Origin of the sequence: Pseudomonas sp. 2835 (assembly GCF_050435905.1) — a bacterium.
GTDB lineage: Bacteria > Pseudomonadota > Gammaproteobacteria > Pseudomonadales > Pseudomonadaceae > Aquipseudomonas.
Window position 1 is genome coordinate 1 of sequence record NZ_JBNDLE010000027.1, and the last position, 14,117, is coordinate 14,117.

General features: G+C 63.4%; 17 protein-coding genes. 7 read left to right on the forward strand and 10 right to left on the reverse strand.

The window, feature by feature from the left end; all coding sequences use genetic code 11:
* Positions 1-220 precede the first annotated feature (220 nt).
* On the forward strand, positions 221-1,507 hold the full coding sequence (gene amaA / locus ABIE20_RS25150) for an L-pipecolate oxidase (protein ID WP_429508095.1): 1,287 nt from the start codon (positions 221-223) through the stop codon (positions 1,505-1,507).
* A 3-nt stretch (positions 1,508-1,510) separates the two neighbouring features.
* On the opposite strand, the gene ABIE20_RS25155 is transcribed toward amaA, so the two are convergent.
* The 4 genes from ABIE20_RS25155 to ABIE20_RS25170 all read right to left on the reverse strand — a co-directional run bounded on the left by ABIE20_RS25155 (position 1,511) and on the right by ABIE20_RS25170 (position 5,358).
* Positions 1,511-2,941 carry a mechanosensitive ion channel domain-containing protein gene (locus ABIE20_RS25155; RefSeq protein ID WP_429508097.1) on the reverse strand — a complete coding sequence of 477 codons (1,431 nt, stop codon included), beginning with the start codon at positions 2,939-2,941 and terminating at the stop codon, positions 1,511-1,513.
* Between the two features lie 55 nt (positions 2,942-2,996).
* A complete protein-coding gene (locus tag ABIE20_RS25160) occupies positions 2,997-4,490 on the reverse strand; it encodes a YifB family Mg chelatase-like AAA ATPase (RefSeq protein WP_429508099.1) in 1,494 nt (497 codons plus the stop codon).
* A gap of 243 nt (positions 4,491-4,733) precedes the next feature.
* The gene (locus ABIE20_RS25165; protein ID WP_429508100.1) at positions 4,734-5,087 is read right to left on the reverse strand and encodes a gamma-glutamylcyclotransferase family protein; all 354 of its coding nucleotides are present in this window, start codon (positions 5,085-5,087) and stop codon (positions 4,734-4,736) included.
* A gap of 7 nt (positions 5,088-5,094) precedes the next feature.
* Positions 5,095-5,358 carry an accessory factor UbiK family protein gene (locus ABIE20_RS25170; RefSeq protein WP_010221117.1) on the reverse strand — a complete coding sequence of 88 codons (264 nt, stop codon included), beginning with the start codon at positions 5,356-5,358 and terminating at the stop codon, positions 5,095-5,097.
* 329 nt (positions 5,359-5,687) lie between these two features.
* On the opposite strand from ABIE20_RS25170, the gene glnK reads away from it, so the two are divergent.
* The 3 genes from glnK to sutA all read left to right on the forward strand — a co-directional run bounded on the left by glnK (position 5,688) and on the right by sutA (position 8,187).
* Entirely contained in the window at positions 5,688-6,026 is a 339-nt protein-coding gene (gene glnK / locus ABIE20_RS25175) for a P-II family nitrogen regulator (protein ID WP_002555808.1), read from the forward strand.
* Positions 6,027-6,067: 41 nt separating this feature from the next.
* The gene (locus ABIE20_RS25180) at positions 6,068-7,399 is read left to right on the forward strand and encodes an ammonium transporter (RefSeq protein WP_036994872.1); all 1,332 of its coding nucleotides are present in this window, start codon (positions 6,068-6,070) and stop codon (positions 7,397-7,399) included.
* 464 nt (positions 7,400-7,863) lie between these two features.
* A complete protein-coding gene (gene sutA, locus ABIE20_RS25185; RefSeq protein ID WP_429508102.1) occupies positions 7,864-8,187 on the forward strand; it encodes a transcriptional regulator SutA in 324 nt (107 codons plus the stop codon).
* A 56-nt stretch (positions 8,188-8,243) separates the two neighbouring features.
* On the opposite strand, the gene ABIE20_RS25190 is transcribed toward sutA, so the two are convergent.
* The 6 genes from ABIE20_RS25190 to lptM are packed head-to-tail and all read right to left on the reverse strand — an operon-like array spanning position 8,244 to position 12,815.
* Positions 8,244-8,939, reverse strand: a complete 696-nt coding sequence (locus ABIE20_RS25190) for an HAD family hydrolase (protein WP_429508103.1) — start codon at positions 8,937-8,939, stop codon at positions 8,244-8,246.
* The gene (gene xerC / locus ABIE20_RS25195; protein WP_429508104.1) at positions 8,936-9,835 is read right to left on the reverse strand and encodes a tyrosine recombinase XerC; all 900 of its coding nucleotides are present in this window, start codon (positions 9,833-9,835) and stop codon (positions 8,936-8,938) included. Before xerC ends, ABIE20_RS25190 begins: the two co-directional genes overlap by 4 nt.
* Entirely contained in the window at positions 9,835-10,572 is a 738-nt protein-coding gene (locus ABIE20_RS25200) for a DUF484 family protein (RefSeq protein ID WP_429508106.1), read from the reverse strand. Before ABIE20_RS25200 ends, xerC begins: the two co-directional genes overlap by 1 nt.
* Before the next feature lie 13 nt (positions 10,573-10,585).
* Positions 10,586-11,416 carry a diaminopimelate epimerase gene (gene dapF, locus ABIE20_RS25205; protein WP_429508107.1) on the reverse strand — a complete coding sequence of 277 codons (831 nt, stop codon included), beginning with the start codon at positions 11,414-11,416 and terminating at the stop codon, positions 10,586-10,588.
* Positions 11,417-11,420: 4 nt separating this feature from the next.
* Positions 11,421-12,668 carry a diaminopimelate decarboxylase gene (gene lysA, locus ABIE20_RS25210; RefSeq protein ID WP_429508109.1) on the reverse strand — a complete coding sequence of 416 codons (1,248 nt, stop codon included), beginning with the start codon at positions 12,666-12,668 and terminating at the stop codon, positions 11,421-11,423.
* Between the two features lie 9 nt (positions 12,669-12,677).
* Entirely contained in the window at positions 12,678-12,815 is a 138-nt protein-coding gene (gene lptM, locus ABIE20_RS25215) for an LPS translocon maturation chaperone LptM (protein ID WP_045200983.1), read from the reverse strand.
* A gap of 195 nt (positions 12,816-13,010) precedes the next feature.
* On the opposite strand from lptM, the gene cyaY reads away from it, so the two are divergent.
* The 3 genes from cyaY to rnk all read left to right on the forward strand — a co-directional run bounded on the left by cyaY (position 13,011) and on the right by rnk (position 14,117).
* Positions 13,011-13,343, forward strand: coding sequence for an iron donor protein CyaY (cyaY, locus tag ABIE20_RS25220; RefSeq protein WP_133213881.1), 333 nt, complete (start codon positions 13,011-13,013; stop codon positions 13,341-13,343).
* Positions 13,343-13,564: a DUF1289 domain-containing protein gene (locus ABIE20_RS25225; RefSeq protein ID WP_123566921.1), complete on the forward strand. Its 222-nt coding sequence runs from the start codon at positions 13,343-13,345 to the stop codon at positions 13,562-13,564. Before cyaY ends, ABIE20_RS25225 begins: the two co-directional genes overlap by 1 nt.
* Before the next feature lie 133 nt (positions 13,565-13,697).
* Complete coding sequence (gene rnk, locus ABIE20_RS25230) at positions 13,698-14,117, forward strand: nucleoside diphosphate kinase regulator (protein WP_429508111.1); 420 nt, start codon at positions 13,698-13,700, stop codon at positions 14,115-14,117.

Sequence of the window (14,117 nt, forward strand, 5' to 3'; positions counted from 1 at the left end):
GGATTCGTGGAAGGCCTACATGCGCCGGCAGACCAATACCGTGAACTATTCCCGCGAGCTGCCGCTGGCGCAGGGGATTGTCTTCGACTGACGACCGCGTCGGCCCCATCGCCGGCAAGGCCGGCTCCCACAGGTCCTGCATACAACAGAGATCCTTGTGGGAGCCGGCCTTGCCGGCGATAAGAACACCACCGCACAAGAATAAAACAGGAAGCCGGCCATGCCAGAACTGCGTCAACAATGCCTCTGGGAGCACGTCACCCAGCCCGCCGCGTCATCTCGTGTGCTGAGCGCCGAACTCAAGGCCGATGTGTGCATCATCGGTGGCGGCATCACTGGCCTGTCGGCAGCTATCCACCTGCTCGAGCAGGGCAAGTCAGTCATCCTCCTCGAAGCCTGGAAAATCGGCCACGGCGGTTCCGGGCGCAACGTCGGCCTGGTCAACGCCGGCACCTGGATTCGTCCGGACGACGTCGAAGCGACCCTTGGCCAGAAGCAAGGCAGCCGCTTGAACAAGGTACTGGGCGAGGCGCCGGGCGAAGTGTTCGCCACCATCGAACGCCTGGGTATCGACTGCCAGGCCCACAACACCGGCACCCTGCACATGGCCCACAACGCCACCGGCGTTGCCGACCTCGAAGCCCGTCACCAGCAATGGAGCCGGCGCGGCGCCGATGTCGAGCTGCTGACCGGGGCAAAGTGCGAAGAATATTGCGGTACCGATAAAATTTCCGCCGCGCTGCTTGATCGCCGCGCCGGCACCATCAACCCCATGGCGTATACCCAGGGCCTGGCCGCTGCGGTCGAGCGCCTGGGCGGGCAGATCTTCCAGCAGTCCGCCGTGCAAGGCCTGGAGCGTGAAGGCAGCAACTGGCGGGTGAAAACCGCCCAGGGTTCGGTCAGCGTCGACAAGGTGGTGATCTCCACCGGCGCTTACACCGAAGGCGACTGGACCAACCTGCAGCGCCAGTTTTTCCGTGGCTACTACTACCAGGTTGCATCGGTGCCGCTGCAAGGCGCCGCTGCCGATAACGTGCTCAAGCACGGCCAAGGTTCGTGGGATACGCGCACGGTGCTCAGCAGCATCCGTCGCGATGATGAGGGGCGCCTGTTGCTCGGCAGCCTTGGGCGGGTCGACAACAAGCCAGCCTGGTTCATCCGCAGCTGGGCCAACCGCATCCAGAACCACTACTTCCCGCAATTGGGCAAGGTCGAGTGGGAAATGCACTGGACCGGCTGCATCGATTTTACCCCGGACCACCTGATGCGCCTGTTTGAACCTGCACCGGGCATCGTCGCCGTCACCGGCTATAACGGTCGCGGCAACACGACCGGCACGGTGATCGGCAAAGCCTTCGCCCAGTACCTGTTGTGCGATAACCCCGATGCCTTGCCGATTCCGTTCTCGGCAATGAAGCCAGTGTCGGCACCGGCGCTGCGGACCGGCTTCTACGAAACCGGGTTCTCGCTGTATCACGCCGGGCAGTGCTTGCGCGTGGTGCTCTGACCGCTACTTGTGCAGCCAGCTGAGAAAGCCGCCTTTCTTGATGGCTGCAGGCTTTTGCTCAAGCAGTGACTGGCGGGTTTGTTGGCGGATGCGTTGCAGCTTGAGCAGCGCGGTCTTGACCTCGTTGCGTTGCTCAAGGCAGCTGCGCACTTCGTCCTTGTCGATGCGGTAGAGGATGCAACTGGTCAGGGTGCGGAACTCGGCAGTGGAATCATCCGCTTCCAGCAAGCCCTCCACTCCCAATACCTCACCCGGGCCCATGCGCCCGGCTTCAAGCTGCTTGTCACCATCACGAATCCCGACCGACACCACCCCGGTGCCAATCACCAGCAGGAAGTCCGAACTGTCGCCGACACCGAGGATCACCTGGTCGGCCAGGTATTCCACGGCGGTCATGCGCTGGCTGAGGTTGTCTTTCTCTTCGTTGCTCAATGAGCGGAAGATCCGCACGTCTTCGAGCAGGGCGCGCTGGCGGTTCCACATCTGGCCGGGCTGGGAGTCGCTGTTCCACACCACGCCGGCGGCTTCCAGGTGCCGGTGGGCGAGGTCGAACATATGGTTGCGTACCTCGGTCTTCTGGCTCATGGAACTGACAAAGCCACTAGCCTCGTACTCCACCGACTCCAGGCTCGAACTCTTGATCGTGGCCTTCGGCGCCGGGCTGGTCAGCAACGAGCGCGTGCCCTGCAAGGTTTTCTCCAATGCATCGAGCACCCGCCGTGGGCGCACCTTGGCTGGCACCACGACGCTGATGGAGACACCGTGGACATCGCTGGGCTGACTGAAGTTGAGCAGCTTGGCCTTGGCCGCCACCGAGTTGGGAATCACCGCCATGCTGCCGTTGCCAGTGAGCAGGCGGGTGGCGCGCCAGTCGATCTCGATGACCTTGCCTTCGGTGCCGTCGATGCTGATCGAGTCGCCGATCTGATAGGGGCGGGTGGTGTTCAGTACAATGCCGGAGAACACATCACTGAGTGTGCTCTGCAGCGCCAGGCCGATGACGATCGCCATCACCCCCGAGGTTGCCAGCAGGCCTTTGACCGGCAACTGCAGCACATAGGCCGCCGCAGCCACAATGGCCACCAGGAAGATCACCGCACCCAGCACATCCTGCAGCAAACGCCCGGTGTGGCCACTACGGGCAACCAGCACCAGACCGATCACCACCGTCGCGGCGCGCGCCGCAAACAGCCACCAGGCGATCCCCAACACCGTTGCCAACAGATTGCGCGGCACATCCTCGACCCAGGGCGCAGGTTGCAACGGGCTGACTCCGGCGCTGATCAGCACCCAGGTGAACAGCGAAAACGCCAACAGACGTACACCAATGCGCAAAGGTCGGCGATGGGCGGGTATAAGCTGCCAGAGCGTGAGGTCGAGCACGATCAGGGTAATGCCGAGCAACAGCGGGTAACTCTGGACGAATGCGAACATACCGGTCTCGGTGCGGTGGGCTGTTGCCAAGTTAAGAGCAGAATGCGGGGATTTACTACTGGTTGTTGGGGCGATAGTGCAGCGCCTCGGCCAGGTGCTCGCGGCCAATGTTGTCCAGCTGTTCCAGATCAGCCAGGGTGCGCGCCACCTTGAGCAGGCGGTGGGCGGCGCGTAGCGACAGGGTCAGGCGTTCGCAGGCGCTTTCCAGCCAGGTCTGGTCGGCTGTGGATAACCCGCAATACTGGCGCAGGCCGGGTAGGTCGAGGAAGGCGTTGGCGCAGCCCTGGCGCTGTTGCTGGATGTCGCGGGCGGCGGCGACTTGCGCGGCTATGGTGGCGCTGCTTTCGCCATGGCTGCTGTTGGTGGACAGTGCCGTGGCTTCGCGGGCGACGGTCAGGTGCAGGTCGATGCGGTCGAGCAGGGGCCCGGAGAGTTTGTTGCGGTAGCGCTGGATCTGCTCGCTGCTGCAGCGACAGCGCCCGGTGGGGTCGCCAAAATATCCACAGGGGCAGGGGTTCATGGCGGCGACCAGCTGGAAGCGCGCCGGAAAGCGGATCTTGTCCTTGGCCCGGGCGATAACGATTTCGCCGGACTCCAGGGGTTCGCGCAGCACCTCCAATACACGTCGTTCGAACTCTGGTAGCTCATCGAGAAACAGCACGCCGAGGTGGGCCAGGGTGATTTCCCCGGGCTGCGGTCGGCTGCCACCGCCGACCAGTGCAGCACCGGAGGCCGAGTGATGCGGATGGCGAAACGGCCGCTGCGGCCAGCTGCTCAGCGGTACATGGCTGGCCACCGACTGGATCGCTGCCACCTCCAGTGCCTCGCGCTCATCCAGCGGCGGCAACAGGCCGGGCAGGCGGCTGGCGAGCAGGGTTTTGCCGGTGCCCGGAGGGCCGCTGAACAGCAGGTTGTGTGCGCCTGCGGCCGCGACCAGTAGCGCGCGCTTGGCGGCTTGCTGGCCCTGTACTTCGTTGAGGTCTGGGTAGGGGCGGATCTGCAGCAACAGGCCGTTGGCTGCGTAGGGATTGAGCGGGGTGTGGCCGTTGAAGTGGGCGACCAGCTCCAGCAGGTGACTGACTGCAAACACCACCAGCCCCGATGCCAGACAGGCTTCTTCGGCATTTTCTTGCGGCACGACCAGGGCCCGACCGGCTGCTCGTGCAGCCAAGGCGGCGGGCAGAACACCTTGCACCGAGCGGATCGCCCCGGACAGCGCCAGTTCGCCCAGGCATTCCACCTCGCCAAGCGCTGCAATCGGGAACTGGCCGTTGGCGGCGAGAATCCCCAGGGCGATGGCCAGGTCGAAGCGCCCGCCATCCTTGGGCAGGTCGGCTGGCGCGAGGTTGAGGGTGATGCGCCGGGCGGGGAATTCCAGGCCGGAATTGAGGATCGCGCTACGCACCCGATCCTTGCTTTCTTTCACGGTTGCTTCCGGCAGGCCAACCAGGGTCAGTGCCGGCAGACCATTGGCCAGATGCGCTTCAACACTGACCGCCGGGGCCGAAACACCGACCTGGGCACGGCTGTGGACAAGGGCGAGGGACATGAACGCTCCATGATCTAGACGAGGCCGCGTCCTGCGGCTCTGCAAGCGTAGTGGGGTGGAGCGGATCAAGGCGCGGAAGAGTGAGTCAGGTTTTTTCCGGCGTGTTTTTGCGAGCGCTTTGCGCTCGATCGCTGGCAAGGCCAGCTCCCACAGGTCCGGCGTACACAGCCCCTTGTGGGAGCGGCGGTGCGACGACTCGACTTGACCCGCGATGAGGCCAGCTCAGCCAGCCACGCCATGAGCTCAGGCGCGCACGTAAACCCAGGCCGTCAGACCAGAGGCCAGGGTCACCGCAACCCGCTTGTAGTCGGCCACTTCATAGGCGTCCGCCGCCGCAAGTTCAGCTTCGCTGATCTGCAAGACCATGCCGGCCACGCAGTCGTTTGCATTGCTGCTGGGGGTGACGATCGGGTGATGGGTCTTGCCGCTGGTGGCCAGGACTTGCGGGTCGGTAATTTCCACCCATGTCTGGCTGTAACCGAGCATCTGGTCAGTCTGGCCGACCAGTTCGCGGCCGAAGTTGGCCAGCTGCACGGCTTTGTCCTGCAGGGTGCCGTAGGAGAACAACAGCACCGGATATTCAGCAGATGGCGTCATCGCAGGCTCACTCGGCGGCAGGCGGGTTCAGGCGTGCTTCCATTTCCGCGACCTTGGCTTCGAGCGCTTCAAGGCGGGCACGGGTGCGGGCCAGGACGACCATCTGGCTGTCGAATTCTTCCCGGCTGACCAGTTCGAGTTTGCTGAAGCCGCTTTGCAGCAGGGCTTTGAACTGGCTTTCGATTTCGCTGCGGGGCTGCGAGGTGTCGCCGCTGAACAGGCGCGAGGCCTGGTCGCTCAGGGCATCAAGAAAGGCTTTGGGCGCGAGCATATTCGGCTGTCCACAGTATGCAATGGGGCGCCAGTGTAGCACGCAGCCTTAGTGCCCCAATGCTGCACGCTTTTCGCGCATGGCGGCGAAACGCCGCGCACCGTTGTTGTGCATCAAAACCGTGCTGGCGACTGGCCAAGTCGGGCTGCGCAACCTAAGTCCCTGTAATCAGGGGCTTTAACCATTCTGGCAAGCTTTCTGCTATGTCCTTCATGACCCATGCACTGATGCAGTCACCATGACGACGCGTTACAAAGCCAGGCACTGCGCTTAGACTTGAGTCGGGTTTGTTTTCCTGGGGCAAGTCCACCAATTCGGGAGAGAGTTTCATGAAGCTAGTCACTGCCATCATCAAGCCGTTCAAGTTGGACGACGTGCGCGAGTCGCTGTCCGAAATCGGCGTGCAGGGCATCACTGTCACTGAAGTCAAAGGTTTCGGCCGGCAGAAAGGTCACACCGAGCTGTATCGCGGCGCTGAATATGTGGTCGATTTCCTGCCCAAGGTGAAGATCGACGTCGCCATCGATGACAAGGATCTGGACCGGGTCATCGAGGCGATCACCAAGGCGGCCAACACCGGCAAGATCGGTGACGGCAAGATTTTCGTGGTCAATCTGGAGCAGGCGATTCGCATCCGTACCGGCGAAACCGATACCGACGCGATCTAAAAAAAGCCTCACCAAACCCCAACGCCCCAGGAGATAACAATATGACTCTGCGTCAGTTCGCAGGGCTAGGAGCCCTTTTGTCCCTCGTAATGCCCGGCCTGGCCATGGCAGAGGAGGCAGCCCCCGTGCTCAACTCCGGCGACACCGCCTGGATGTTGACCGCCACAGCCTTGGTGCTGTTCATGACCATCCCTGGTCTGGCCCTGTTTTACGGCGGCATGGTGCGTTCCAAGAACGTGCTGTCGGTGATGATGCAGTGCTTTGCGATCACCGGCCTGATCAGCGTCCTGTGGGTGGTTTACGGCTATAGCCTGGCGTTCGATACCACCGGTATGGAGCAAGGTGTAGTCAACTTCAATTCCTTCGTTGGTGGTCTGTCCAAGGCGTTTCTCGCCGGCGTGACCCCGGCGAGCCTGACCTCTTCGGCGGCGCTGTTCCCTGAGGCGGTATTCATTACCTTCCAGATGACCTTCGCGATCATCACCCCGGCGCTGATCGTCGGTGCCTTTGCCGAGCGCATGAAGTTCTCGGCGATGCTGATCTTCATGGCCATCTGGTTCACCCTGGTCTATGCGCCCATCGCCCACATGGTCTGGAGCGGTAATGGCGGCCTGATGTGGGACTGGGGCGTGCTCGACTTCGCTGGCGGCACCGTGGTGCACATCAACGCCGGTATCGCCGGCCTGGTGGCCTGCCTGGTGCTGGGCAAGCGCAAGGGCTTCCCGACCACGCCGATGGCGCCGCACAACCTCGGTTACACCCTGATGGGCGCCGCCATGCTGTGGATCGGCTGGTTCGGCTTCAACGCAGGCTCCGCGGCAGCCGCCAACGGCACTGCCGGCATGGCCATGCTGGTGACCCAGATTGCTACCGCGGCAGCGGCCCTGGGCTGGATGTTCGCCGAGTGGCTGACCCACGGTAAACCAAGCGCGCTGGGCATCGCCTCGGGCGTGGTAGCAGGTCTTGTGGCCATCACCCCGGCTGCCGGCACCGTCGGGCCCATGGGCGCCCTGGTAATCGGCTTGGTGGCGGGCGTGATCTGCTACTTCTGCGCCACCAGCCTCAAGCGCAAGCTGGGCTACGACGACTCCCTGGATGCCTTCGGCGTGCACGGCATCGGCGGTATCGTCGGCGCGATCCTCACTGGCGTGTTCGCAGCCCCGGCGCTGGGCGGCTTCGGCACCGTCGAAGACATCGGCGCGCAAGTCTGGATTCAGGCCAAGGGCGTCGGCTTCACCGTGATCTACACCGCGATCGTCACTTACGTGATTCTCAAGGTGCTGGATCTGGTCATGGGCCTGCGGGTCAACGAAGAAGAAGAGTCGGTCGGCCTCGACCTGGCGCAACACAACGAGCGCGGCTACAACCTGTAACAGCCTCGAAAAAAACTTGCCCGGCTTGCCGGGCATTTTTTTGCCCGGATTTTGTCAGTTCGGTAAGGCGCAAACGGTTTCCAGGCGAGCTTTTCCGGCAGCATGAGACGTGGGCAGAAAACTTACAGCGTTCAGTGAAATTTAGGCACTTTGCTTTTTCTCTGAGCACGCTAGAATGCGCGCCGAAGGGTGCTGACGACCTGTCCGCAAACTTTCGTACCCTTTGCTAGGCTTGCCAATAAGCGAGTCGATCACGCCAGGGTATGTCGGCGCGTTAACGCCGCCCGCTCTTTATTTGTACAGACCTCGCCCGTGACGTGGGGTTTGCCCGGTTCTCGCCATTCGTTGTGGCGCAACCACGGCCCGTAGCCTGCCTGCGGACCTTGAATTTTTTCTGGCAGCTGTCGATTTTCGACGTTGCTGGTCTATAACTAATCTGCTTTTCGCAAGTCATGAGGTAGAACATGAGCGACGATGATCTGGAAACTGACGACCTCGAAGTAGGCGACGAAGACGAAGGCGATGAAGGCCTCGAAGCGGCAGCTGATGATGTAGCTGTCGATGATAGCGACGATAGCCCGGCTCCTGCAGCCAAGGGCAAGTCCAAGGCAGCAGTCTCGGTAGACGAGATGCCGAGCATGGAAGCCAAGCAGAAGGAGCGTGATGCCCTGGCCAAGGCTATGGAAGAGTTCCTCTCCCGTGGTGGCAAGGTGCAGGAAGTGGAGGCCAACGTGGTCGCCGATCCGCCCAAGAAGCCGGACAACAAGTACGGTAGCCGCCCTATCTGAGTGGCCCCGTCAGCAAGAAAGCCCGCCGTCGCTGCGGGCTTTTTTGTGTCTGCTGTTCAGCGCCAGCTGTTGAGCAGATCAGGCAGCTGAGACAACCGCTGTATCTGTGCATCAGGGCGGTTCTCGGCTTCCCATGCCTTGCCCTGGGGGTTGAACCAGATCGCCCGTAGGCCGGCGCGCTGGGCCCCGGCAATGTCATCGCCGGGGTGATCGCCAATGTGCACCGCCGCATCCGCCTCGACTTCGCCTTGGCGCAGGGCTTCGAGGAAGGGTTGCGGGTCGGGCTTGCCTATCCCTAAGTCTTCGGCGCACAGGGCGAACTTGAAGTAATCGGCCAGGCCAAGGCGGCGCACATCGGCGTTGCCATTGGTGACCACGCCCAGGGTGTAGTGGCGACGGAGAATCTCCAGCACCGGCTGCACCTCGGGGAAGATGTCGATCTGGTGGCGGGCGTGGAGGAACACCTCGAAGCCTTCGTTGGCAAGCTCCCGGGCCTTGTTCTCGCTGTAGCCGACCTCTTCCAGGGCATGGAACAGCACGCGCCGGCGCAGGGCGCTGATGCGGTGTTTGAGCCCTGGCTCTGCCTGCACCAGGCGCTCGCGGATGGCGTACAGGTGCTCGACCGGAACCGCGCCCAGGGTTGGCGCATTGGCCGCCAGCCAGTCGCGCAGGGTGGTCTCGGCGCTGACGATCACCGGCGCGGTGTCCCACAGGGTGTCGTCGAGGTCGAAGGTGATCAGCTTGATGCTCATGAGTCACTGCCCTTACTGCGTTTGGCCCGAGGATGGGCGCTGTCATACACGGCGGCCAGGTGCTGGAAGTCCAGGTGAGTGTAGATCTGCGTGGTGGCGATGTCGGCATGGCCGAGCATCTCCTGCACGGCGCGCAGGTCCTGGGACGATTCCAGCAGGTGGCTGGCGAAGGAGTGTCGCAACATGTGCGGATGCAGGTTCTGGCCCAGCTCGCGGGCGCCGGCGGCCTGCACCCGCAGTTGAATGGCCCGTGGGCCCAGGCGCCGGCCCTGCTGGCTGACGAACACCGCGCCGTCCTGCGGGCCGCTGCCGGCGCGCAGTGGCAGCCATTGCTCCAGCGCCTCGCGGGCCTTGCGACCGACCGGCAGCACGCGGGTCTTGCTGCCTTTGCCGTGTACCTGCACCAGGCCGCCAGGCAGGTCGAGCTGCTCCAGGTTGAGGCTGGTCAACTCCGACAGGCGCAGGCCTGAAGAGTAGAACAGCTCGAGCATGGCCTGGTCGCGGCGGGCGAGAAATTCATCTTCCACCGCGCCTTCGAGCAACTGCAGGGCCCGGTCGGTGTCGAGGGTCTTGGGCAGGCGCCGCTCGCCCTTGGGCGCCGACAGGCCATTGGCCGGGTCGTGACTGCAATGGCCTTCGCGATTGAGGTAACGGTAGAAACCGCGCACCGCCGAGAGCAGGCGCGCAAGGCTGCGCGAAGACTGGCCCTGGTGATGCTGGCGGGCGATCAGCTGGCGCAGGTGCTGGATCTGTAGGGCGCTCCAGCTATCGATGCCGCCCTTGGTACAGTAGGCCAGGACGCTTTCGAGGTCGCGCCGGTAGGCCAGCTGGGTGTGTTCGGACACCTGGCGCTCGTTGCGCAAGTGCGCGCAGAAGGCCTCCAGCTGGCGTTCCACTAGCGCACCGGACGCAGGGTCTGGGTGTGGCGCGGGACGACCCGGCCGAGCACTTCGGCGATGTAGCTGAGGAACAGGGTACCGACCGTGCTCTTGTAATGCTGCGGATCGCGGCTGCCGATCGCCAGTACGCCGTGCAGGCCCTGGTGGTTGAGGGTGGCGACGGCGCTGGAGCCGACTTCTTTGCGCTGCTCTTCGCCGAACAGAAAATCCAGCTCGTGGTCACGCAGGTTGCCGCTGACCGTCTTGCCGGCGCACAACAGGCCGCCGATGGCTTGCTGGGCGTCGCTGCTGTTGACCCAGCGGCCGACCGGCGCCGCGGTTTCGCCGAACAGGATGAGGCTGACAAAAGGCACCTTGAATTCCTGGCGCAGGCTGTCTTCGACGGCCATGACCACGCTTTCGAGGCTGTCGGCATCGAGCAGGTCGAGGATCAGCCGGCGCGTCTTGTCGAACAGCCGGTCGTTGTCGCGGGCGACGTCCATCAGTTGCGAAAGACGGTGGCGCATTTCGATGTTGCGGTCGCGTAGCAGCTTGAGCTGGCGCTCGACCAGCGACACGGTATCGCCACGCTGATGGGGGATGTGCAGCTCGCTGAGCAACTCATCATGCTCGGCGAAGAACGTCGGGTTGTCGCGCAGGTAAGCAACCACGGCCTCAGCCCCGAGGGTGGGCGTCGAGCCCTCGGCGCTAAGGTCGGTGGGCTGTTCGGCGGGAGCCTGGGGCTGATCGGTCATGGCTGGTACTCACTCATAGACGAACCTGTCCTTCAAACACGCGTACGGCGGGGCCGGTCATCAGCACCGGCTTGCCCGGGCCTGCCCATTCGATGGACAGGCGCCCACCCGGCAGGTCGATCAACAGCGGTGAATCCATCCAGCCCTGGCTGATCGCCGCCACGGCAGCGGCGCAGGCACCGGTACCGCAGGCCTGGGTTTCGCCCGCGCCACGTTCCCACACCCGCAGTTGCGCGCGATGACGGTCGATGACCTGGATGAAACCGACATTGACCCGCTGCGGGAAGCGCGGGTGATGTTCAATCTGCGCACCCAGTTCGTGCACCGGGGCGGCGTTGATGTCGTCGACCCGCAGCACGGCATGGGGGTTGCCCATGGATACGGCGAAGAGTTCGACGTTACGCCCGGCGACCTCGAGCGGGTAGCTCAGGGCCTGGGCCGGCGCCTCGAACGGGATATCGGCCGGCACCAGCCGCGGCGGGCCCATGTCGACGCTGATCTGCCCGTCGTTGCGCACGTCCAGCTCAATGATGCCGCCCTTGGTTTCGACGCGGATGCGTTTTTTCGCGGTCAGGCGCTTGTCCAGCACAAAGCGCGCAAAGCAGCGCGCACCGTTGCCGCACTGTTCGACCTCGGAGCCGTCGGCGTTGAAGATCCGGTAGCGGAAATCCACTTCCGGATTGCTCGGTGCCTCGACGATCAGCAACTGGTCGAAACCGATGCCGGTGTGGCGGTCGCCCCATTGCTTGGCGTGCTTGGGCAGAATGTGCGCGTGCTGGCTGACCAGGTCGAGGACCATGAAGTCGTTGCCCAGCCCATGCATCTTGGTAAAACGCAGCAGCATGGGTTTACTCCGGCAGCAGGCTTTCGCCGGCGAACAACTCGGTCACGGTTTCGCGACGACGCACTTCGAAGGCCTGGTCACCATCGACCAGCACTTCGGCACAACGACCACGGGTGTTGTAATTCGAGCTCATGACAAAACCATAGGCGCCCGCCGAGTGCACCGCCAGCAGATCGCCTTCGGCCAGGTTCAGCTCGCGCTCTTTGGCGAGGAAGTCGCCGGTCTCGCAGATCGGCCCGACGATGTCGTAGGTGCGGCCTTCACCGACACGCGGCTGTACCGCGGTGACGTTCATCCAGGCCTGGTACAGGGCCGGGCGGATCAGGTCGTTCATCGCCGCATCGACGATGGCGAAATCCTTGTGCTCGGTGTGCTTGAGGTACTCGACCTGGGTCAGCAGCACGCCGGCATTGGCGACGATGTAGCGGCCCGGTTCGAAAACCAGGGCCAGGTCGCGATCACCGACGCGCTCGCGGATGGCCTTGATGTAGTCGCCGGCCAGCGGCGGCTCTTCGTCGCGATAGCGCACGCCGACGCCGCCACCCAGGTCCAGGTGGCGCAGGAGGATGCCGCAGTCGCCGAGGCGGTCGATCAACGCCAGCAGGCGGTCGAGGGCATCGAGGAAGGGTTCCAGGGTGGTCAGCTGCGAGCCGATATGGCAGTCGACGCCGACCACTTCGAGGTTCGGCAACTGCGCGGCGCGGATGTACACCTCTTCGGCATCGGCGATGGCGATACCGAACTTGTTTTCTTTCAGGCCCGTGGAAATGTACGGGTGAGTGCCGGCATCGACGTCCGGGTTGACCCGCAGCGAAACCGGCGCGCGTACGCCCATTTCGGCGGCCACCACCTGCAGGCGCTCGAGCTCGTCGGTGGATTCGACGTTGAAGCAGTGCACGCCGACTTCCAGGGCGCGGCGCATGTCTTCGCGGGTCTTGCCGACGCCGGAGAACACCACGCGGTCGGCACGTCCGCCAGCGGCCAGCACACGCTCCAGTTCACCGCCGGAAACGATGTCGAAACCTGCGCCCAGGCGGGCCAGCAGGTTCAGCACGCCGAGGTTGGAGTTGGCCTTGACGGCAAAGCACACCAGGTGCGAAACACCCTCCAGGGCATCGGCGTAGCTACGGTACTGGGCCTCGATATGGGCGCGCGAGTAGACGTAGGTAGGCGTGCCGAAACGTTCGGCGATGGCCGACAGGGCCACGCCTTCCGCGAACAGCTGACCGTCGCGGTAGTTGAAAGCGTCCATGGGTTACCCTTACTGGTGCTTGTGCGATTGCGACTTTTTACCGTCTTTGCTGTCGTCTGGCAGGTACAGCGGGCCCTTCTGGCCGCAGGCGGAAACGAGGCAGGCAACCGCGACGAGCGCCGCGAGGGTGGAGATCAGGCGCTTCATGGCGTAATCCTTTGTAATAAGCAGTATTGCGCCCGAGTATACCGAGCGCCCGGCCCCTTGCCTATGCAGGCAGCCCGCCGTCGGGCGGGGTGGTGGCTGCGCCGGTGGACGCAGGTCGGTATCCTTTGCATTCGGCGCGCCGCGCTCGTATCTTGCCCGGCTTGCGTGTGTGCAGACATTTTTGAGGTTCTTGCAATGAGTTTGACCGAAGCGCGTTTTCACGACCTGGTCGACGCGACCCAACAGGCGCTGGAAGACCTGTTCGACGAGACTGACCTGGATCTGGACATGGAGAACTCGGCAGGGGTCCTGACCATCAAGTTCGACAACGGCAGCCAGCTGATCTTCAGCCGCCAGGAACCGCTGCGCCAGCTGTGGCTAGCTGACAAGTCCGGTGGTTTTCACTTCGACTACGACGAGCAGAGCGGCAAGTGGACCTGTGAAAAGACCGAAGAGCTGCTGGGCGAGATGCTGGAGCGCATCGTCTGGGAGCGGATCGGTGAAAAGCTCGATTTCGACGAAATCTGATGAGCAGCGCAGCCAAGCCGGCCAAGCCGCTCTACAGCAATGTCAGCCCGGCAGTGCCATCGCCGTGCATCAGCACCTGCCGGCTGGATGAGCACAAGGTCTGCATTGGCTGCTTCCGCCACGTCGAGGACATTCGCCAGTGGCGTGCGGCCGACGATGAGCAGCGCCGGCAGATCTGCCGCGAGGCGCTGGCGCGACGACAGCTGGCGGGGTTGGCATAGACCCTGCGGGTATTGTGTATTTACTTGGCTGTGGTAGTGTCGAACCTGTTTCGGCTGTGCCGAATTCCTGCAAACCCCGCCCTTGGGCGGGGTTTTGCTTTATATCGCCCAGAAAAAGGAGTCTGACCGGATCATGAGCACCAACCCTTCCATTATCGTCACCCGCTTGGACGTGCAGCGTCTCGAGCGTCTGATCGACAGCCTCGATGAGAAGACGCAGGACTCGCCGGGTGTGCTCGCCTTGCAAGACGAGCTCGACCGCGCCGAAACGGTCGGCCACGAGGAAGTTCCGGCCGGTGTCGTGACCATGAACTCCCGGGTTCATTGCCGCGAAGAAGCCAGCGGCAAGGACTACCACCTGACCCTGGTCTACCCGAAAGACGCCAACGCCGACGAAGGCAAGATCTCCATCCTCGCGCCGATCGGCAGCGCGCTGCTGGGCTTGTCGGTAGGTGAGCAGATCGACTGGCCGGCCCCGGGTGGCAAGACCCTCAAGCTGAAACTGCTTGAGGTCGAGTACCAGCCAGAAGCGGCAGGCGATTTCGACCTCTGA

What these genes read in the sequence shown, in the direction of transcription:
- lysA (WP_429508109.1), bottom strand. Translation starts at nt 12,668, where the DNA reads ATGGACGCTTTCAACTACCGCGACGGTCAGCTGTTCGCGGAAGGCGTG.
- ABIE20_RS25165 (WP_429508100.1), bottom strand. Translation starts at nt 5,087, where the DNA reads ATGACGCCATCTGCTGAATATCCGGTGCTGTTGTTCTCCTACGGCACC.
- ABIE20_RS25190 (WP_429508103.1), bottom strand. Translation starts at nt 8,939, where the DNA reads ATGAGCATCAAGCTGATCACCTTCGACCTCGACGACACCCTGTGGGAC.
- ABIE20_RS25160 (WP_429508099.1), bottom strand. Translation starts at nt 4,490, where the DNA reads ATGTCCCTCGCCCTTGTCCACAGCCGTGCCCAGGTCGGTGTTTCGGCC.
- ABIE20_RS25170 (WP_010221117.1), bottom strand. Translation starts at nt 5,358, where the DNA reads ATGCTCGCGCCCAAAGCCTTTCTTGATGCCCTGAGCGACCAGGCCTCG.
- lptM (WP_045200983.1), bottom strand. Translation starts at nt 12,815, where the DNA reads ATGAAGCGCCTGATCTCCACCCTCGCGGCGCTCGTCGCGGTTGCCTGC.
- ABIE20_RS25200 (WP_429508106.1), bottom strand. Translation starts at nt 10,572, where the DNA reads ATGACCGATCAGCCCCAGGCTCCCGCCGAACAGCCCACCGACCTTAGC.
- cyaY (WP_133213881.1), top strand. Translation starts at nt 13,011, where the DNA reads ATGAGTTTGACCGAAGCGCGTTTTCACGACCTGGTCGACGCGACCCAA.
- ABIE20_RS25155 (WP_429508097.1), bottom strand. Translation starts at nt 2,941, where the DNA reads ATGTTCGCATTCGTCCAGAGTTACCCGCTGTTGCTCGGCATTACCCTG.
- amaA (WP_429508095.1), top strand. Translation starts at nt 221, where the DNA reads ATGCCAGAACTGCGTCAACAATGCCTCTGGGAGCACGTCACCCAGCCC.
- dapF (WP_429508107.1), bottom strand. Translation starts at nt 11,416, where the DNA reads ATGCTGCTGCGTTTTACCAAGATGCATGGGCTGGGCAACGACTTCATG.
- rnk (WP_429508111.1), top strand. Translation starts at nt 13,698, where the DNA reads ATGAGCACCAACCCTTCCATTATCGTCACCCGCTTGGACGTGCAGCGT.
- glnK (WP_002555808.1), top strand. Translation starts at nt 5,688, where the DNA reads ATGAAGCTAGTCACTGCCATCATCAAGCCGTTCAAGTTGGACGACGTG.
- ABIE20_RS25180 (WP_036994872.1), top strand. Translation starts at nt 6,068, where the DNA reads ATGACTCTGCGTCAGTTCGCAGGGCTAGGAGCCCTTTTGTCCCTCGTA.
- sutA (WP_429508102.1), top strand. Translation starts at nt 7,864, where the DNA reads ATGAGCGACGATGATCTGGAAACTGACGACCTCGAAGTAGGCGACGAA.
- ABIE20_RS25225 (WP_123566921.1), top strand. Translation starts at nt 13,343, where the DNA reads ATGAGCAGCGCAGCCAAGCCGGCCAAGCCGCTCTACAGCAATGTCAGC.